A 17,306-nucleotide genomic window follows, 5' to 3' on the forward strand; every position below is an offset into this window, starting at 1 on the left:
TCGGATGAGCGACCGTGCCGGCCTGCGGGAGGTCGAGGAGGAAGTGCTCCCGCCGGCGGACTGGGGGCGCCGCGAACCCGTCGCTCCGGGTACCCGGGCCGCTTGGATGTTCGGCCTGCTGGCGGCCGTGCTCGTGCTCGGGCGGACGTGGCTGGCGCCGCTCGTCGACGCGGGCGCGCTGGACGCGTGGACCACCATCTTCGTCGCGGTGTGCGTCCAGGCCCTGCCGTTCCTGGTCTTCGGGGTGGCGCTGTCGGCCGCGATCACCGCGTTCGTCCCGGCGTCGCTGTGGCGGCGGGTGCTGCCGCGCCGGCCGGGAGCGGCGGTGCCCGCCGCGGGCGCGATGGGGGCCGTGCTGCCGGGGTGCGAGTGCGCGTCGGTGCCGGTCGCGGGCGGGCTGATGGCCCGGGGGGTGGCGCCCTCCGCGGCGCTGACCTTCCTGCTCGCCGCCCCCGCGATCAACCCGGTCGTGATGATCGCCACCGCCGTCGCCTTCCCGGGACAGCCGGAGATGGTCCTCGGCCGGTTCGTCGCGTCGCTGCTGGTGGCGGTGCTGGTGGGCTGGGTGTGGCTGCTGGTCGGCAAGGGCGAATGGATCCGGATCCCGTCCCGGCCGGAGGTGCACGGGCGGGCGGGGCGGCTGGAGGCGTTCCGGCAGGCGATGCGGCACGACATCGTCCACGCCGGGGGGTTCCTGGTGGTCGGCGCGATGGCGGCGGCCACCATCAACGTGATCGTCCCCGCGGGCTGGGTGAACGCCGCGGCCGGGGACGCCGTCGTCTCGGTGCTGCTGCTCGCCCTGCTGGCCGTGCTGATGTCCATCTGCTCGGAGGCCGACGCGTTCGTCGCGGCTAGCCTGTCGCAGTTCTCGACGACCGCGAAGCTGACCTTCCTGGTCGTCGGGCCGATGGTGGACCTGAAGCTGATCGCGCTCCAGACGGGTTTCTTCGGCCGCCGCTTCGCGGTCCGGTTCGTGCCGCTGACCTTCTGCCTCGCGGTCGGGGTCAGCGTGCTGGTGGGAGGGCTGCTGTCGTGACCAGGGCCGCGCAGAACCTGCTGCTGCTGTTCCTCGGCGCCGCCGTGCTGTGGATCACGCTCGTCAGCGGCGAGTACGTCAACTACGTGCGGCCGGGCTTCCGGTACCCGCTGGTGGCCGCGGCGGCGGCGCTGCTGGCCCTGGGCGCCGCCGGGCTGCGCCGGGAATGGCGGGACGCTCCGGGACACGGCCACGACGCCTGCCACCCCGACCCTGGGCATGGGCACGACGACGGGCACGGGCACGACCACTCGCGGGGGCCGCGGGTGGCGTGGCTGCTCGGCCTGCCCGTGCTGGCGATCTTCGTGATCGCGCCGCCCGCGCTCGGCTCGTTCAGCGCGGCGCGCGACGCCGACCGCGCGGCGCCGCCGCCCGCCCCGCCGGACGACGGCTTCCGCCCGCTGTCCGCCGCCGGGGGGCCGGTCGACATGCCCCTGGGCGAGTTCATCGGCCGCGCCTACGAGGCCCAGACCGGCGACCCCGCGAAACTCCAGGGCGTCCCCGTGCGGCTGACCGGGTTCGTGACCCCGGCCGGGAAGGGCCAGGGCGGCTGGCAGCTCACCCGGATGAAGATCGCCTGCTGTGCGGGCGACGCCGTCCCGTTCCCGGTGCGGGTGCGCGGCGTCCCGCAGCCGCCCGCCGACTCCTGGGTCCGGGTCACGGGCGTCTGGGAGCCGCCCGTCCAGACGGACCGGACGGTCGTGCAGACCCTCCGCGCCCACTCCCTCAGAAAGATCGAGGAGCCGAAGAACCCCTACGAGTGACCCACTCTGTCAGGGTGCGTGCAGGTCGGCGAGTTCCTTGCGGCCCTCGTCCAGCCTGCCCGGGATGAGGAGGAGCGTGCAGGCCCGCTCGTAACGGGCACCGATGCGTTCCCAGTCCTCGGCGGCGGCGGACAGTTCGTCCGGGTCGTCGTGGAGGCGTCCCGCGGCGCGGGTGAGGCAGGCGGCGGCCCAGTCGTTCTCCGCCGCGGTGTCGCGGGCGGCGGCGAGCCGTTCGGCCGCGTCGGGCAGCCCGGTCGCGACGGCCAGTTCGGCACCGGCGGCGCGGGCGTACGTCCGGTACCAGTCCTGCGGCGGGAAGTCCGCGAACGCCGCATCGGCGAGGCGCGGGTCCGGCCGCCCGGACCGCAGCGCGATCCGGGCGTCGACGAACGCGGCGAACGAGGCGAGGTACCGGGACCGGGCGGCGCCGGCGACCCGTTCCGCGCGGGCGCGCCACAACCGGAACCCGGCCTCCTCGCCGAGCAGCCCGTGCGCGAGGGCGGCCGCCGCGACCGCCGGGGCCATCCAGGCGAGGGGGCTTCCCGCCTGCTCGCACACCTCCCACAGGGTCGGCGCGTGGTGCAGCGCCTCGCGCAGGCCGCCGGTCAGGACGAGCGGCGGGAGCAGGGTGCTCACCGCGACCGGCGACCGCTCCCCGATCAGGTCGTCGGCGGCGGCGAGCCGGGCCGTGGCCAGCGCGGCGGGCAGGTCCCCGGCCGCGACGGCACAGGAGGACCCCATGTGGAACGCGTCGGTGATCTCCGGGGCCGGGTACGGGACGTCGCGCGGCATCGTGGGCAGCAGCCCGACCCGTTCCGCGGCGACGCGGTGCGCCTCGCGGAACCGCCCGGCGGCGAGCGCGGCGATCCCCGCCGCGTCGAGCGCTCCGCAGACCAGCACGGGGTCGCCGGTCGCGCGGGCGGCGGCGACCGCGCCGCCGACCAGGGACGGCTCCGGGGTGACCTTCTCCTCGCGGGCGTTCCACGTGCGGGCCGCGGCGAGGTGGGCGGCGACGAGGGGGTCCCGGTCGTCCCCGGCGGCCGCGGCGGCGGCGAGGAGGTCGCGGAGGCGCCCGTGCGGGATCTCGGTCTCGAACCCGGAGGGGTGCCGCTCGGCGGTCGTGACGGCGAACGCCAGCGCGACCGCCTCGGCGTTCCCGTCGCCGGCCGCGCGAGCCCGGTCCGCCGCGGCGAGGAGCAGGTCGAAGGCGCGGCCCGTGTCGATGAGCGCGTGCGCGGCGTCCGCGGCGGCGCGCAGGTCGGCGACGGCCTCGCCCGAGGCGGCCGCCCGCCGGGCGGCCTCCTCGTAGTGGCCGGGCACCTCGCGCAGGAACCTGCGGGCGTAGGTGAGGTGGGCGAGGGATCGGGCCAGCCGGTGCGGGACGGCGGCGCGGCCGGGCGGCGCGCCCGCGAGGGCCGACCTCAGGTCGTCGGCGACGGCGTCGAAGCCGGCGCGCCACCGGCCGTCCATCCGGCCCTCCAGCTCGGCGGCCGTCGCGGCGGCCCACCGCAGGTGGCGGTCCCGCACGGCGTCGCCCTCGCCGCTGTCCTCCAGCCGTTCGGCGGCGAACGCGCGGACCGTCGCCGGCAGCCGCCAGCGGCCCCGTGCGGGACCGGCGACGAGACTCTTGTCGACCAGCCGCCCGAGCAGGTCGGCGGTGCGGCCAGGTGGACCCGTGGCGGGATCCGCTGCGACGGCGGCGGCCGCCGCCAGGTCGAACGAGCCGGCGAAGACCGACAGCCGGCGGAACAGCGTCCGCTCGTCATCGGTGAGGAGATCGTGGCTCCAGCCGAGCACCGCGCGCAGCGACCGGTGCCGTTCCACGGACCCGCGCCCGCCGCTCAGCAGCCGCAGGACGTCGTCCAGGGCGGCCAGCAGGCCCGCCACGCCGAGTGACGCGCTGCGCCCCGCGGCCAGCTCGATCGCCAGCGGCATCCCGTCCAGACGGCGGCACACTTCGGCGACGCCGGCGCGGCCGGCGGTGAAACCGGGGTCGGCGGCCACCGCCCGGTCGAGGAAGAGCCGTACCGCGTCGGAGTCCGGTGGGAGCGGCGGCACGGGGACGGTCCGCTCGCCGGGCAAGCCGATCCGTTCGCGGCTGGTGGTCAGCACGGTCACCCTGGCGCAGCCGGACAGCAGCCGCTCGGTGAAGGCGGCGACGGCGTCCAGCAGGTGCTCGCAGTTGTCGAGGACGAGCAGCGACCGCCCGCGGCCGAGGTGCCGGGCGACGGCGTCCTCCAGCGCCTGCCCTGGGCGTTCCGTCACCCCGAGGGCGGACGCCACCGCCTCCGCGACGAAGCCGTCGCGCACCGGCACGAGGTCGACGAACGCGCCGCCCAGTGGGAACGCGGGCGCCGCGGACTCCGCCACCGCCGCCGCCAGGCGGGTCTTGCCGATCCCGCCCGTGCCCAGCAGCGTCACCAGCCGGGCGTCCCCGAGCAGGCCGAGGGCCAGTTCCCGCTCGGCGGCGCGGCCGAAGAACGCCGTGCGCGGCGCCGGGAGGCCGGACAGGTGACCGGGCGGCGGGGTGCGGCGGTGCGCCTCGTCCGCGAGCGCCCACCGGTCGGCGACGCCGTACTTGCGCAGCAGCGACGAGATGTGGCTCTCGACCGTGCGCACGGAGATGTGCAGGCGCCCGGCGATCTGGGCGTTCGACAGCCGCGCGCCGAGCGCGGCGAGGACCTCGGCCTCGCGCTCGGTGATCTCCACCGGTCGCTCGTGGCTCACCACGCCAGTCTGACCGATCCGTGGGACGGCGGTGGGCTCCGTGGCGTTTCGGTGGCACCACGGATGCCCGCGCACCAGCCGCGGACAGAGGCTGGAACCACGAATTCCAGACCGGAGGACACATCATGCGACGCATCATCAACTCGACGTTCGTCACGATCGACGGGGTCATCCAGGACCCGCAGGACTGGCCGTCGCTGGACGCCACCGACGACACCGCCGCGCAGACCGAGGTGCTGGCCGGCTGCGACGGCGTCCTGCTCGGCCGGCACACCTACGACAGCTTCGCCTCGGTGTGGCAGGGACGGTCCGGCGACCCGTACACCGACAAGATGAAGGCGGTGTCCAAGTACGTCGTCTCCACCACCATGGACAAGGCGGACTGGGAGAACACCACCGTCATCGGCGGCGACGTCCCCGCCGAGATCGCCCGGCTGAAGGACGGCCCGGGCGGCGACATCCTGCAGTACGGGTTCGGCAGGCTCTCGCACACCCTGATGGAGCACGGCCTGCTCGACGAGCTCCGGCTCTGGGTCCACCCGTTCTTCTTCGGGAAAGCCGGCGGCGACGGACTGCTGTTCCGCGCGGGCACCCGGGCGATGTTCGAGGTGAACGAGACGAAGACGTACGCGTCGGGGGTCGTGCTGCTGTCCTACCGGCTCAAGCCGGAGGCGGCCGGGACCTGACCCCCGGTCCGCGCCGGGGACGGATCGCCCGGTGGCCGGGGGTTCCGGTGACCGGGACTTCCGTTGGCGGGGGCGCCGGGGGCTTCTACCGTGCAGCCATCCGGGCGATCGGGCCAGGCGCGGGTCCCCATGAGTGGTCGCCTCCGCGGACGCTGAAGAGGTGCACATGGATCGGACCGCTGACTACGTCGTCGTGGGGGCTGGCAGCGCGGGCTGCGTGCTGGCGAAGCGCCTGGCCGAGTCGGGAGCGGACGTCGTCCTGGTCGAGGCGGGCGGATCCGACCGGACCGCGCTCGTCCGCAAGCCGGGGCTGATCGCCATCTTCCACAACGTCCCGCAGCTGAAGAAGCGGCTGGACTGGGGTTTCTACAGCGCCCCGCAGAAGAACGCGCTCGACCGGAGGATTCCGCAGACCAGGGGCCGCGTGCTGGGCGGTTCCGGGTCGATCAACGGGATGCTGTTCGTGCGCGGCCACCGCAGGAACTACGACGACTGGGCGGCGGAGGGCTGCACCGGCTGGGGGTACGACGACGTCCTGCCCAGCTTCCGGCGGATGGAGAACTGGGAGGACGGCGCGACCGACCTGCGCGGCGCGGGCGGGCCGATCCAGGTGACCCGGCAGCGCGACCTCACGCCCGCGTCCGAGGCGTTCCTGGAGGCGATGGCCGACACGGCGGGCGTGAAGCGCAACGACGACTACAACGGGGAGGAGCAGGAGGGCGCGTCGATCTTCCAGCAGAGCACCCACGAGGGGCTGCGCTACAGCTCGTCCGTCGGGTACCTCGACGACCACGGGCTGGACAACCTCACCGTCCTGACCAAGGCGACCGTGGGCCGGGTGGTGGTCCGGGACGGCCGCGCCACCGGCGTCGAGGTCGGCACCGGGAAGGACCGCGGAACGATCCACGCGACGCGCGAGGTGATCCTCGCGGCGGGCGCGTTCGGCTCGCCGCACCTGCTGATGCTGTCGGGGGTCGGGCCCGCCGCGCACCTCCGCGAGCACGGCATCGAGGTCCACGCGGACCTGCCGGTCGGCGACAACCTCCACGACCACATGTTCGTGCCGATGACCTTCGTCATGGGCACGGCCCGGCACCGCGGCACCGCACCCTACTTCGCCTCGGGCCTCCTCAAGGAGTGGGCCCGCGGCGGGACGTGGATGGCGCGCAGCGTGTTCGAGGCGGTCGGGTTCGTCCGCGGCCCGCAGGCGGGCGACATCCCTGACCTGCAGATCCACGCGCTGCCGTGGTCGTACCCGTTCCCCAACCAGGACGCGCCGACGCGGCACAAGGTGGACAAGCGCTCCGCCCTCACGATCATGCCGACGCTGATCTACCCGAAGAGCCGCGGCACGGTGCGGCTCGCGTCCGCGGACCCGGCCGCCGCGCCCGTCATCGACCCCGGCTACCTCACCGAGCCCGACGACGCCCGCCTGCTGCTGGACGGCATCGAGCTCGTCCGGGAGATCATGGCGAACCGGCTCATCGCCGGCGACGTGACCGCCGAGCTGTCCCCCGGGCCGGAGTTCCCCGACCGCGCCACGATGGCCAGGGAGCTGCCGAACCGGGCGACGACCGTCTACCATCCGGTCGGCAGCTGCCGGATGGGCACGGACGAGCGCGCCGTCGTCGATCCCGCGCTGCGCGTCCGCGGCGTCGAGGGGCTCCGCGTCGCCGACGCCTCGATCATGCCGAGCATCACCGGCGGGAACACCGCGGCCCCGAGCATGATGATCGGGGAGCACGCGGCGGCGCTGATCCTCGGCGGCTGACCCGGCGGGTCAGTGCGGGAACGCGGCCACCCAGCGGCGCTGCCAGGGCGTCTCCACGGCCTTTGGGTGGTGGTGCTCGCGCGCCCAGGCGACGGCCTCGGACGGGTCCACGCCGGACAGGACGGCGAGGCAGGCGACGACCGTCCCGGTGCGCCCGACTCCGCCCCCGCAGGCGACCTCGGCCGCCTCGCCGGAACGGGCCCGCTCGTGGAGGGCGCGGATCTGCCGGACGGCCTCGTCCCGGTCGCGGGGGAGCCGGAAGTCGGGCCAGTCGAGCCACACGGACGGCCAGGTCAGCGCGGATTCGTGCCGGCGGCGGAGCCGGTCGGAGCCGAGGTAGAGGCCGAAGCCGGGGGCGGGGCCGTCCGGCATCGGGTGGCGCAGGCCGCGCCCCCGGATCCAGGTGCCGTCCGGAAGTTGCAGGGAGCCGGTGAGGGGGGCGGTGATCACGACGGCAACTGTAGCCGCTACCCCTCCGCCTGCTCCTTCTCCTCGGTCACCACGCGGAACTCCAGGCCGCCGTCGACCGCGGAGACCCGCACGTGGCCGCCGTGCCGCAGCTCCCCGGCGAGCAGCAGGTCGGACAGCCGGTCGTCCACCTCCCGCTGGATCGTGCGGCGCAGCGGGCGGGCGCCGAACTCGGGCTGGTAGCCGCGCTCGGCGATCCAGTCCACCGCCTCGGTGGTGAAGGTGACGTCGACGTCCTGCGCGCGGAGGCGGCGGCGCGTCTCGTCCAGCAGCAGGTCGGTGATCTGGCGGAGCTGCCCCGCCTCCAGCCGCTGGAACACGATGATCTCGTCGATCCGGTTGAGGAACTCGGGCCGGAACGATTCGCGCAGCCGGCGCATGATCCGGTCGCTGAGCGCGGCGCCCTCGCCGCCGGCCGTCCCGAACCCGATGTCGGTCCGGCCGGTGATCAGCTCGGAGCCGAGGTTGCTGGTCATGATCACCACGGTGTTGCGGAAGTCGACGGTGCGGCCCTGCGCGTCGGTGAGGCGGCCGTCGTCCAGCAGCTGCAGGAGGACGTTGAAGACGTCCTGGTGCGCCTTCTCGATCTCGTCGAGCAGGACCACCGAGTACGGCTGCCGCCGGACCGCGTCGGTGAGCTGCCCGGCCTCCTCGTATCCGACGTATCCGGGCGGCGCGCCCATCAGCCGGCTCACCGTGTGCCGCTCCTGGAACTCGCTCATGTCGAAGCGGACCAGCCGGTCGCGGCTGCCGAACAGCGCCTCGGCGAGCGCCTTGGCCAGCTCGGTCTTCCCGACGCCGGTCGGGCCGAGGAACAGGAACCCGCCGATCGGGCGGTCCGGGTCGCCCATGCCCGCGCGGGACCGGCGGACGGCGCGCGCCACCGCGGCGACGGCGTCCTCCTGCCCGATCACGTGCTCGTGCAGGTGCTCTTCGAGCCGCGTCAGCCGTTCCCGCTCGGCCTGGGTGAGCTGGGTGACGGGGACGCCGGAGATCCGCGAGACGACCTCGGCGATGTCCTCCGTCGTCACCTCCGGGACCGCGGCGGGGCCGCCGTTGTCGCGGAGCGCGGCGATCTCCCCCTCCAGCCGGCCGACCTCGTCGCGGAGCTCGGACGCCCGCTCGTAGTCCTCGTCGGCGACGGCCTGGTCCTTCTCCCGGCGCCGCCGGTCGAGGCGGTCCTCCAGCTCGCGGCGGCCGCCGTCCCGCCGCCCGGAGCGCAGCCGGACGCGGGCGCCGGCCTGGTCGATCAGGTCGATCGCCTTGTCCGGCAGGAAACGGTCGGTCAGGTAGCGGCTGGACAGGTCCACGGCCGCGACCAGCGCCTCGTCGGTGAACCGCACCTGGTGGTGCGCCTCGTACCGGTCGCGGAGACCGCGCAGGATCTCGACGCTGTCGGCCACGGACGGCTCGGGCACCAGGATCGGCTGGAACCGGCGTTCGAGCGCGGCGTCCTTCTCGATGTTGCGGCGGTACTCGTCGATGGTCGTCGCGCCGACGACGTGCAGCTCGCCGCGCGACAGCGGCGGCTTCAGCATGTTCCCCGCCGACATCGCGCCCTCGGCGCCGCCCGCGCCCACCAGCGTGTGGATCTCGTCGATGAAGATCACCAGCTCGTCGGCGTGCGCGCGGATCTCGTCCACGACCTTCTTCAGCCGCTCCTCGAAGTCGCCCCGGTAGCGGGTGCCGGCGACGACGCCGCCGAGGTCGAGCTGGACCACCCGCTTGCCCCGCAGCGTCTCCGGGATGTCGTCGTCCACGATCCGCTGCGCGAGCCCCTCGGCGATCGCGGTCTTGCCGACGCCCGGGTCGCCGATCAGCACCGGGTTGTTCTTGGTGCGCCGGGACAGGACCTCGACGGTCTCCTCGATCTCGTCCTCGCGTCCGATCACCGGGTCGATCCGGCCCTCCCGGGCGAGCGCGGTCAGGTCGCGGCCGAACTCGTCCAGCGTCGGCGTGCCGGTCTGCGGCCCACCGCCGCCGGGCCCGCCCGGGGGGTGCTGCCCGCCGCCGGTCGCCGCCGACTGCAGCGTGTCCGGCGTCACGTGCTCGGCGTCCAGGATCCGGCCCGCGCCGGAGCCGCGGTCGAGCGCCAGCGCGAACAGCAGATGCTCCGGCCCGATGTAGGACGACCCGAGGGCCCGCGAGATCTGGTGGCTGTCCAGGAGGGCGCGCTTGGCCGACGGCGTCAGCTCGGGCGGCACGTCCCGCGGCTCAGCGCGCCGGGCGTGCTCCTCGATCCCGTGCTTGATCTTGTCCGGGTCGGCGCCGGCCCGTTCCAGCCAGTGCCGGGTGCCCTGCTGCCGGGTCGCCGCCCACAGCAGGTGGTCGGTGTCGAGGTCGACGCTGCCCCACTGCGCCGCCTGCGTGGCCGCGTCCCGCACCAGCTCCCGCGCGGGCTCGCTCATCAGGCGCGCGATGCTGATCCGCTCCATCGGACGGCGGTGCGCCCGCGATCCGAAGAAGCGGGCGAGCATCTCCTCGAACGGGTCCATGCCGCCGCCGGATCCGTACCACCCCGATGCCATGTCCAAAACCCCCAGCGCAGGAAACGACAACGTTCGGCAACGGTCAGTCACCTGCCCGGGCACGCATTCCGGAAACCCCGGGCGGCGCCCGCCTCGATTCAGGCCCGGGAGGCCGCGCGGCGGCGCCCGGACCCGGTCAGCGGCCCTGATCGGCGCCGGTGCCGCCGCCCCCGCGTTCGCGGTCCCTGCGCTCGACGCCCCGCCGCATCGCCTCCAGGAAGACCTTCGCCACGACGCCCAGGAAGACCAGGTCGCCGAGCATCTGCAAGGTCGTCAGGGCGCGGGCCGCCTGCGAGGTCGGGACGATGTCCCCGAAACCGACCGACGTGAAGATCGTCACGGTGTAGAACAGGGCGTCGATATGCGTCAGCGGCTCGGAGAAGCCGGGTGGGGTGTCGTTGCTCATCAGCCGGTAGCTGGAGGCGAACACCAGCACGAACAGCGTGAGGGACGTCCCCAGCGCCTCGACGGTGCGTATTCGCGGGGACGGCGAACGCGCGATCGAGCTCGCCTGCCACCAGACGAGCGGCCCCAGGACGATCAGCATCACGGCCAGCACCGTGGTGGACAGCGGAGTGAACGACTTCAGCAGCGGGGCCAGGAAGTACGCGGCGATTAGGAACACGGTGGTCAGCGTCATGCGCAGGACCGTCCAGAACACGAGCCTGCGGCGGGCTCGCCGCGATTGAGCGTCCACGCCCCGTCCATGCCCCGGATCGCCGCCCCTGATCCGCTTGCCCGCCCGGTCGCGCGCGCCGCCGCGACGTCACGGACGCGCCCGCCAGCCGGGGCGCCGCAGGCGGCGGGCCGCGAGCTCCGCGGCCGCGTCCGCCCAGCGTGTGTGGTCGAACGCGAACCCCGCGTCGAGGAGGCGGCCGGGGACGACACGGCGGCTCTTCAGCAGGAGTTCGGTGTCGGAGCGGAGCGCGAGCGCCCCCAGCTCGGCCATCCACGCGGTCGCGGGCAGCCCCACCGGCATGCCGCACGCGGCGCGCAGCGCCCGCATGAACGCGCGCTGCGGCAGGGGGTCCGGGGCGGCGATGTTCACCGGCCCGGCCATGTCGTCCCGGTCGATCAGGAACTCGACCGCGCGGACGAAGTCGTGCTCGTGGATCCAGGACACGTACTGCGCGCCGCCCGCGACCGGTCCGCCGAGGCCGAGCCGCGCCAGCCACAGCAGGACGTCGAAGACGCCGCCGCGGTCCGGGCTCATGACCATGGCGGCGCGCAGCGCGACCCTGCGGGTGGCCGGGGTCGCGGCCCGCTCCTGCGCCCGCTCCCAGTTCTCGGCGATCCTGACGCTGTAGGCCCAGTACGCCGGGACGCCGGGCTCGGCGCCGCCGAGCACGCCGGCCGCCTCGTCGTTGGGGGCGTCGAAGCGGTGGGCGTAGATGGTCGCGGTGCTCATCTGCAGCCAGACGCGGGGCGGCCGCGCGGCGGCGGCGATCGCCTCCCCCACGGCCTCCGTGGAGTGCACGCGCGAGTCCATCATGGCCTGCAGGCTGGTCGGCGTGTAGCGGCAGCTGACGCTGCGCCCGGCGAGGTTGATCACCACGTCGCTGCCGTCGATGACCTCGGCCCAGGGGCCCGGTGTGCGGCCGTCCCAGCCGACCTCGCGTTCGCGCGCCGGCCTTCTGGTCAGGATCGTGACCTCGTGCCCGGCGGCGGTCAGGGCCCGGTCCAGGATCGTGCCGACCTGCCCGGTCCCCCCGGGAATGACAATCCGCATCGTCCCACCCCTCGGCGTCGCGGTAAGCCTACGCCAGATTTGAACACGTTCAAAGAGGGGCCGCGTCGTCGGCGGCTCTGCGAGCCGGGATGCCGGGAATCCGCCGGAGGCGTTCGTCCGCTCGTCCGGCGCGGAGTCGCCGCCCTCGCCGTTGAAGGCGGACGACCCGGCGGGAACGGATGCCCGAGCGTGCGGCCGGGCGGGGGCTAGATGAGGCCCTGGGCGAGCATGGCGTCGGCGACGCGCTCGAAGCCCGCGATGTTGGCTCCCACGACGTAGTCGCCGGGCGCGCCATAGCGCTCGGCCGTCTCGTAGCACTTCTCGTGGATGCCGGTCATGATCGAGGCCAGTTCCTCCTCGACCCGGGAGAACGTCCAGCACGCGCGGCTGGCGTTCTGGCGCATCTCCAGCGCGCTCACCGCGACGCCGCCGGCGTTGGCGGCCTTCCCGGGGCCGAACGCGACGTCGGCCTCCTGGAAGATGTGGACGGCCTCCGGCGTCGTCGGCATGTTCGCGCCCTCCGACACGGCCTTCACGCCGTTGCGGACGAGGGTCCTCGCCGCGGCGGCGTCCAGCTCGTTCTGCGTCGCGGACGGCAGGGCGATGTCGGCGGGCACGTCCCACACGCAGCCGCCGGGGATGAACCGGGCCGAGGAGCCGCGCAGCTCCGCGTAGTCGGAGACGCGGCCGCGGTCGACCTCCTTGACGTGCTTGAGGAGGTCGAGGTCGATGCCCTTCTCGTCCACCACGTAGCCGCCGGAGTCGGACACCGTGATGACGTTCGCGCCGAGCTGCTGCGCCTTCTCGACCGTGTAGATCGCGACGTTCCCGGAACCGGACACCACGATCTGCTGGCCGTCCAGGTCCTCGCCGCGCCGCCGCAGCATCTCGGCCGTGAACATGACGTTGCCGTAGCCGGTCGCCTCCGTCCGGCCCGCGGAGCCGCCCCACAGCTGGCCCTTGCCGGTCAGCATCCCCGCCTCCCACCGGTTCGTGACGCGGCGGTACTGGCCGAACAGGTAGCCGATCTCGCGGGCCCCGACGCCGATGTCACCGGCGGGCACGTCGGTGTGCTCACCGACGTGCCGGTACAGCTCCGTCATGAACGACTGGCAGAACCGCATGACCTCCTCGTCGGAGCGGCCGTGCGGGTCGAAGTCGCTGCCGCCCTTGCCGCCGCCGATGCCGAGCCCGGTCAGCGCGTTCTTGAAGATCTGCTCGAAACCGAGGAACTTCACGATGCCGAGGTTCACGGTCGGGTGGAACCTGAGCCCGCCCTTGTACGGGCCGAGCGCCCCGTTGAACTCGACGCGGAAGCCGCGGTTGACATGGACACGGCCCTGGTCGTCCTGCCAGGGCACCCTGAAAATGATCTGACGTTCCGGCTCGACCAGGCGCTCCACCAGCTTGGCTGCGGCCAGGCCGGGACGTGCGGCGAGCACCGGCCCGAGGGACTCCAGTACCTCGTGGACGGCCTGGTGGAACTCCGCCTCGCCCGGATCGCGCCTCAGCACCCCGTCGTAGGTCTCGTCCAGGGCGGACAACATCTCGGGTGGGGCCGGCAGGCGGGGGGCCAACGGCATGTGATGATCCCTTCCTCGAAGACCCCTCCACTGTAAGACGTGAGCATCACCGCACGTGACAGGCCATGCCGGAGGTTACGGCACCTTGAAGGCCGCCGGACGGGAACGGCCGCAGGGCCGCGCCCGCGGTGCGGACGCGGCCCTGCGGGAGCGGAGGATCAGGCGGGGCACTCCTTCCACGCGAAGTGGTAGGTGGTCTTGACGCTGCCGTCGGCGGAGTCGAAGGCCATGAAGCTCGTCTTCGCCGGGTCCGAGGTGCCCTTGTACACGCGCAGCTCCGTGTTGATGTTGAAGTTGCGCTCCTCGCCGCACGGCTTGTAGACGAGCTCGGCGACGTCGGTCCGGTCGGAGAACTGCCAGTTGTCGGAGTAGCCGCCCTTGATGGTGTGGCTGGCCGACGCGGTGTCCGACAGGCCCTGGTGGTAGTAGCTGGCCTGCTCCATGCCGGTCGCGCCCGGCTGCAGGTGCGCGAAGCCCCGGTAGTCGGCGCCCGCGATGGCGTAGGTGAACCCCTGCGGGACGTGGACGCGCAGGTTGATCTGGCAGTTCTTGCGGAAGTCCGTCGGGCCGGAGTTCCCTCCTGCCTGCGCCAGGTAGTCGCTGTAGGTGACGGTGAACGCGGTGTTGTCGCCGGCCGAGGCCACCGCCGCCGTCCCCGCGGCACAGCCGGAGCCGTTCACCGTGAGCACGTCGATCAGGATCCGGCCGGGCGGCGGCGAGTCGCCCGACTCGGCGGACGCGGCCGGGGCCGCCGACAGCGACAGCGCCAGAGCGGCGAGGCCGGCCGCCGACGCGGTCAGTTTGCGCATCGGTTCTCTCCTTCTTACCGGGGCGGGCATGTCTTCCAGGCGAAGTGGTAGGTGGTCTGGATCGAGCCGTCGGTGGAGTCCATCGAGATGAAGCTGGTCTTCGCCGGGTCCGAGCTGCCCCGGAACACGCGCAGTTCGGTGTTGATGTTGAAGTTGCGCTCTTCACCGCACGGCTTGTAGACGAGCTGCGCCACGTCGTTCTCGTCCGTGAACTGCCAGTTGTCGATGTACTCGCCCTCCAGCGTGTGGCTGATGGCGGTGGTCTGCGGCATGCCCTGGAAGTAGTAGCTCGCCCTCTCCATGGCGGTGGCGCCGGGCTGCAGGTAGGCGAAGCCCCGGTAGTCCGCGGACGCGATGGCGTACGTGAACCCCTGCGGGACGTGCACCTTCATGTTGATCTGGCAGTTCTTGCGGAACTCCGTCGGGCTGGAGGAACCGCCCGTGACCGCCATGTAGTCGCTGTAGGTGACGGTGAACGCCTCCTTGTCGTCCGACACGGCGACGGCGGCCGTCCCCTCCGGGCAGCCGGACCCGTTGACGGTCGCGATCTCGATCGTGACCCCGTCCGGGCCGGGCACCCTGCGGGGGACGGCGGCGTCGGCCGGCGCCGCCAGGACGGCGGTGGCGGCCAGTGCGGCGGCAGCGGAAATGGCGATCCCTTTACGCATGCGATTCCTCCTCGCTGGAGCCTGCGCAAAAGGAGAGTAAACACCGCAGCTCAGCGCGGTCAATCGCGACTTTTTCAACAATGAAAGGCGACGCAACGACCCTTGACAGGGCCACGATCAGGCGGTTTGGAATTTCCAAACACGGCCATTACGAAAGGAGCGTTCCATAAAGCGTTCCATCAATTTCAATAGGCTTGTACAGAAGGCATGGAAAACGTCCCCCGGCGGTGCGCCGGGGGACGTCGCCGGCGCCGTCAGTCCCCGCGCAGCCGAGCCGCCAGGACGGCGGCCTGGCTGTGGTCGATGTCCTTGGTCGCGGTCAGCAGGGTCACCGGGCCACCGCCCGCGATCGCACGCAGGCGGTCCAGGGCGGCCGCGCGCTCGGGCTCGTCCAGTTCGGCCTCGTAGCGGCGGGCGAACTCGCCGAAGCGGCCGGCCTCGTGGCCGTACCACTTGCGGAGCTCCGTCGACGGGGCGACGTCCTTCGCCCACTCGTCCAGCCGCGCCTTCTCCTTCGACAGCCCCCGCGGCCACACCCGGTCGACGAGGACCCGCTTCCCGTCGTCGGACGAGGCGTCGTCGTACACCCTGCGCAGTCGTACCTCCATGGTTCCTCCCAGCCCCTCCATACCCTCACGCACGCGGGCTCTCCCCGGCATCCGGTGCGGAACGGGCGGCCCCTCGCGGGGGAACGCGGTCGGCGGCGCGGCGGGCGAACTCGGCGGCGGCGGTGCGGCGGGCGAACTCGCCGGCGAGCGCACGGCCGAGGACGTCGTCGTCGGGACGGTGCCGTTCGAGGTAGGCGAGGGCCTCGGCGAGCTCGCCGGCCGTGAGCTGCCGCACCGGCTTCACGGCCCAGCGCGGGGGCGCCGGGTGCGGTGCGGCGCGGGGTTCTGTGGTCACGTGTAAAAGCCTTTCCTTTTCGGTTTCCGTAACGGGCGGCGCGGCGGCGGGTGCGGAATTCGACCGGTCCAATAGGATCGCCGCGTGCATTGGTGGAGCCAGCAGGCATGTGACGCGGCCGCGGAGGCACAGGCCGCCGATCCCTCGCCGGGAAATCTCATGGCGGCCGCCCAGGTGCAGGCGATGGTCTCGATGGCGGAGGCGCTGCACCGCATCGCCGCGGCCCTGGAGGGCCAGGGCGATTCCGAAGGCGGAACGCCCGCGGGCGCTTTCCCGGCGCGGCCTTCCCGGACGGCACGGCAGCGCGCGGAATCACCGGAAAGGCACGCACCCGCCCGGCCGCGATAGCCCGGACGAAGGATCAGCAAAATACCGGTGCACCCGACGGGGTGCACCGGTATTTCACGCGGTCTCAGGCATCGCTGAACGATTTGCGTTCCGTCCTGCCGTTGGTGCTCGCGGCGAGGCGGGAGGTCTTGGCGACGGACGGGCGCGGCGGGGTGGTCTCCATCTGGTACTCGGTGTCGGGCACCGGGGAGGCCGGCCGCTCCTCCGGCGCGGCCGGGCGGGGCTCGTCGCGCGGGCGGTCCCGCAGCCGGCGCGCGGCCTGCCGGACCGCGCGCTCGCCGACCAGCCGGGTCAGCTCCAGGCCCCAGCAGTCCAGCTTGTCGGCGTCGGTGAGGTCGTCGCGGTGGCTGAGTTCGGCGGCGAGGCCGCCGAGCCGCTGCGCCTCGGACAGGTCGAACTCGCGCATGAGGTGGCAGCACAGTTCGGCGAGGGCCGCGTGGTCGCGTTCGAACGACAGGCCCGACAGGTCGTTGTGCGACAGCCGGCTGAGGGCGCGCTTGCGTTCCAGCTCGCCGTCGGCGAGCCGGAGGATGCCGTTGAGGAGGGCGATGGGACCGGCGCCCGCCCTGCCGTTCACGGGGCCGAACGACATGCGCAGGATGGCCGCGGACCCGATCCCGGCGGTTATCACCTGGATCACCGCGAGGTTGGCCGGGGGCGTCGTCGCGGGCAGGCCGAACGTCCAGCCGGAGGCGGCCAGCGCGATGAGCGTGACGATGGCCGCGCTGGCGTTGACGAAGACGAACAGCAGCCCGCCCGGGGACAGCAGGGCGCTGACCGGCTTGTCGCGGTAGCGCGCGACGAGCTCGGCGAGGCCGATCGCGCCGCCGGTCAGGGCGGCGAGGAACATCTCGATGGTCATGGCCTTCCTCTATGCGCTGCGGGCGGTCAGCCGGCCGAACGGGGACTCCTCGGGCCTGCCGCGGCGCGACCGCATGGGCGCGGCGCGCTCGGGACGCTGCCGGGCGGCGAGTTCGGCGCGCTCGACCTCCAGGAAGACCAGCAGCCATTCCGCGGGCCCCGTGGCAAGTCCGGTATGGGTGCGCATCGCCTGTTCGCGTGCACCGAGAAAGGCGAGCAGCCACCTGGCGGGCCCGGACGTCCCGGCACCCCTGAATCGTGAATACATGGGGGAGACCATTTCGCAGCGCGCCCTGGAAGTCGACCTCCGCCGCGTCAAGTTTCCACGACCAGACCCATTCGAGATGCCATCCCCGTTACGCCGGAAACATCCCGCCCCCATCCTGATCTCCACTCAATTTCCCACACCCCGACCCCCTTTACCC

At 73.3% G+C, this 17,306-nt stretch carries 17 protein-coding genes; 5 read left to right on the forward strand and 12 right to left on the reverse strand.

The genetic code is table 11. The annotated features are described in order from the left end of the window. Positions 1-4: 4 nt before the first annotated feature. Both E1289_RS05430 and E1289_RS05435 read left to right on the forward strand, forming a co-directional pair. On the forward strand, positions 5-1,036 hold the full coding sequence (locus E1289_RS05430) for a permease (protein ID WP_131975915.1): 1,032 nt from the start codon (positions 5-7) through the stop codon (positions 1,034-1,036). Then, the gene (locus tag E1289_RS05435; RefSeq protein ID WP_165970352.1) at positions 1,033-1,800 is read left to right on the forward strand and encodes a TIGR03943 family protein; all 768 of its coding nucleotides are present in this window, start codon (positions 1,033-1,035) and stop codon (positions 1,798-1,800) included. The genes E1289_RS05430 and E1289_RS05435 overlap by 4 nt, the downstream gene beginning before the upstream one ends. Before the next feature lie 9 nt (positions 1,801-1,809). Here E1289_RS05435 and E1289_RS05440 read toward each other — a convergent pair whose 3' ends face one another. Then, entirely contained in the window at positions 1,810-4,527 is a 2,718-nt protein-coding gene (locus E1289_RS05440; protein WP_131975919.1) for a LuxR C-terminal-related transcriptional regulator, read from the reverse strand. 125 nt (positions 4,528-4,652) lie between these two features. On the opposite strand from E1289_RS05440, the gene E1289_RS05445 reads away from it, so the two are divergent. Further along, entirely contained in the window at positions 4,653-5,213 is a 561-nt protein-coding gene (locus E1289_RS05445) for a dihydrofolate reductase family protein (RefSeq protein WP_131975921.1), read from the forward strand. Positions 5,214-5,379: 166 nt separating this feature from the next. After that, positions 5,380-6,984 carry an FAD-dependent oxidoreductase gene (locus tag E1289_RS05450; RefSeq protein ID WP_131975923.1) on the forward strand — a complete coding sequence of 535 codons (1,605 nt, stop codon included), beginning with the start codon at positions 5,380-5,382 and terminating at the stop codon, positions 6,982-6,984. 9 nt (positions 6,985-6,993) lie between these two features. Here E1289_RS05450 and E1289_RS05455 read toward each other — a convergent pair whose 3' ends face one another. The 9 genes from E1289_RS05455 to E1289_RS05495 form a co-directional block, all read right to left on the reverse strand. After that, positions 6,994-7,434 carry a protein-tyrosine phosphatase family protein gene (locus E1289_RS05455; RefSeq protein WP_131975925.1) on the reverse strand — a complete coding sequence of 147 codons (441 nt, stop codon included), beginning with the start codon at positions 7,432-7,434 and terminating at the stop codon, positions 6,994-6,996. Positions 7,435-7,451: 17 nt separating this feature from the next. Further along, a complete protein-coding gene (locus E1289_RS05460; RefSeq protein WP_131975927.1) occupies positions 7,452-9,980 on the reverse strand; it encodes an ATP-dependent Clp protease ATP-binding subunit in 2,529 nt (842 codons plus the stop codon). 136 nt (positions 9,981-10,116) lie between these two features. Continuing rightward, positions 10,117-10,677 carry a potassium channel family protein gene (locus E1289_RS05465; protein ID WP_131975929.1) on the reverse strand — a complete coding sequence of 187 codons (561 nt, stop codon included), beginning with the start codon at positions 10,675-10,677 and terminating at the stop codon, positions 10,117-10,119. Positions 10,678-10,746: 69 nt separating this feature from the next. Then, on the reverse strand, positions 10,747-11,709 hold the full coding sequence (locus E1289_RS05470; RefSeq protein WP_131975931.1) for a TIGR01777 family oxidoreductase: 963 nt from the start codon (positions 11,707-11,709) through the stop codon (positions 10,747-10,749). 206 nt (positions 11,710-11,915) lie between these two features. After that, entirely contained in the window at positions 11,916-13,256 is a 1,341-nt protein-coding gene (gene gdhA / locus E1289_RS05475) for an NADP-specific glutamate dehydrogenase (RefSeq protein ID WP_131975955.1), read from the reverse strand. Between the two features lie 194 nt (positions 13,257-13,450). Further along, positions 13,451-14,101, reverse strand: a complete 651-nt coding sequence (locus tag E1289_RS05480) for a DUF4360 domain-containing protein (protein ID WP_131975933.1) — start codon at positions 14,099-14,101, stop codon at positions 13,451-13,453. Between the two features lie 14 nt (positions 14,102-14,115). Further along, entirely contained in the window at positions 14,116-14,769 is a 654-nt protein-coding gene (locus tag E1289_RS05485; RefSeq protein ID WP_131975935.1) for a DUF4360 domain-containing protein, read from the reverse strand. A 254-nt stretch (positions 14,770-15,023) separates the two neighbouring features. Beyond that, the gene (locus E1289_RS05490) at positions 15,024-15,377 is read right to left on the reverse strand and encodes a DUF488 family protein (RefSeq protein ID WP_131975937.1); all 354 of its coding nucleotides are present in this window, start codon (positions 15,375-15,377) and stop codon (positions 15,024-15,026) included. 25 nt (positions 15,378-15,402) lie between these two features. Continuing rightward, positions 15,403-15,672 carry a hypothetical protein gene (locus E1289_RS05495; protein ID WP_131975939.1) on the reverse strand — a complete coding sequence of 90 codons (270 nt, stop codon included), beginning with the start codon at positions 15,670-15,672 and terminating at the stop codon, positions 15,403-15,405. Between the two features lie 84 nt (positions 15,673-15,756). Here E1289_RS05495 and E1289_RS05500 point away from each other — a divergent pair, with 84 nt between their 5' ends. After that, positions 15,757-16,020, forward strand: a complete 264-nt coding sequence (locus E1289_RS05500; RefSeq protein ID WP_131975941.1) for a hypothetical protein — start codon at positions 15,757-15,759, stop codon at positions 16,018-16,020. A 64-nt stretch (positions 16,021-16,084) separates the two neighbouring features. Here the strand turns inward: E1289_RS05500 and E1289_RS05505 are convergent, their stop codons facing one another. Together E1289_RS05505 and E1289_RS05510 are read right to left on the reverse strand one after the other, a co-directional pair. Beyond that, complete coding sequence (locus E1289_RS05505) at positions 16,085-16,882, reverse strand: hypothetical protein (protein ID WP_131975943.1); 798 nt, start codon at positions 16,880-16,882, stop codon at positions 16,085-16,087. Positions 16,883-16,891: 9 nt separating this feature from the next. After that, complete coding sequence (locus tag E1289_RS05510; RefSeq protein ID WP_131975945.1) at positions 16,892-17,149, reverse strand: hypothetical protein; 258 nt, start codon at positions 17,147-17,149, stop codon at positions 16,892-16,894. Positions 17,150-17,306 lie beyond the last annotated feature (157 nt).

The organism is Actinomadura sp. 6K520, from assembly GCF_004349245.1.
GTDB lineage: Bacteria > Actinomycetota > Actinomycetes > Streptosporangiales > Streptosporangiaceae > Spirillospora.

What these genes read in the sequence shown, in the direction of transcription:
- E1289_RS05430 (WP_131975915.1), top strand. Translation starts at nt 5, where the DNA reads ATGAGCGACCGTGCCGGCCTGCGGGAGGTCGAGGAGGAAGTGCTCCCG.
- E1289_RS05510 (WP_131975945.1), bottom strand. Translation starts at nt 17,149, where the DNA reads ATGTATTCACGATTCAGGGGTGCCGGGACGTCCGGGCCCGCCAGGTGG.
- E1289_RS05485 (WP_131975935.1), bottom strand. Translation starts at nt 14,769, where the DNA reads ATGCGTAAAGGGATCGCCATTTCCGCTGCCGCCGCACTGGCCGCCACC.
- E1289_RS05450 (WP_131975923.1), top strand. Translation starts at nt 5,380, where the DNA reads ATGGATCGGACCGCTGACTACGTCGTCGTGGGGGCTGGCAGCGCGGGC.
- E1289_RS05480 (WP_131975933.1), bottom strand. Translation starts at nt 14,101, where the DNA reads ATGCGCAAACTGACCGCGTCGGCGGCCGGCCTCGCCGCTCTGGCGCTG.
- gdhA (WP_131975955.1), bottom strand. Translation starts at nt 13,256, where the DNA reads ATGTTGTCCGCCCTGGACGAGACCTACGACGGGGTGCTGAGGCGCGAT.
- E1289_RS05460 (WP_131975927.1), bottom strand. Translation starts at nt 9,980, where the DNA reads ATGGCATCGGGGTGGTACGGATCCGGCGGCGGCATGGACCCGTTCGAG.
- E1289_RS05505 (WP_131975943.1), bottom strand. Translation starts at nt 16,882, where the DNA reads ATGACCATCGAGATGTTCCTCGCCGCCCTGACCGGCGGCGCGATCGGC.
- E1289_RS05470 (WP_131975931.1), bottom strand. Translation starts at nt 11,709, where the DNA reads ATGCGGATTGTCATTCCCGGGGGGACCGGGCAGGTCGGCACGATCCTG.
- E1289_RS05445 (WP_131975921.1), top strand. Translation starts at nt 4,653, where the DNA reads ATGCGACGCATCATCAACTCGACGTTCGTCACGATCGACGGGGTCATC.
- E1289_RS05490 (WP_131975937.1), bottom strand. Translation starts at nt 15,377, where the DNA reads ATGGAGGTACGACTGCGCAGGGTGTACGACGACGCCTCGTCCGACGAC.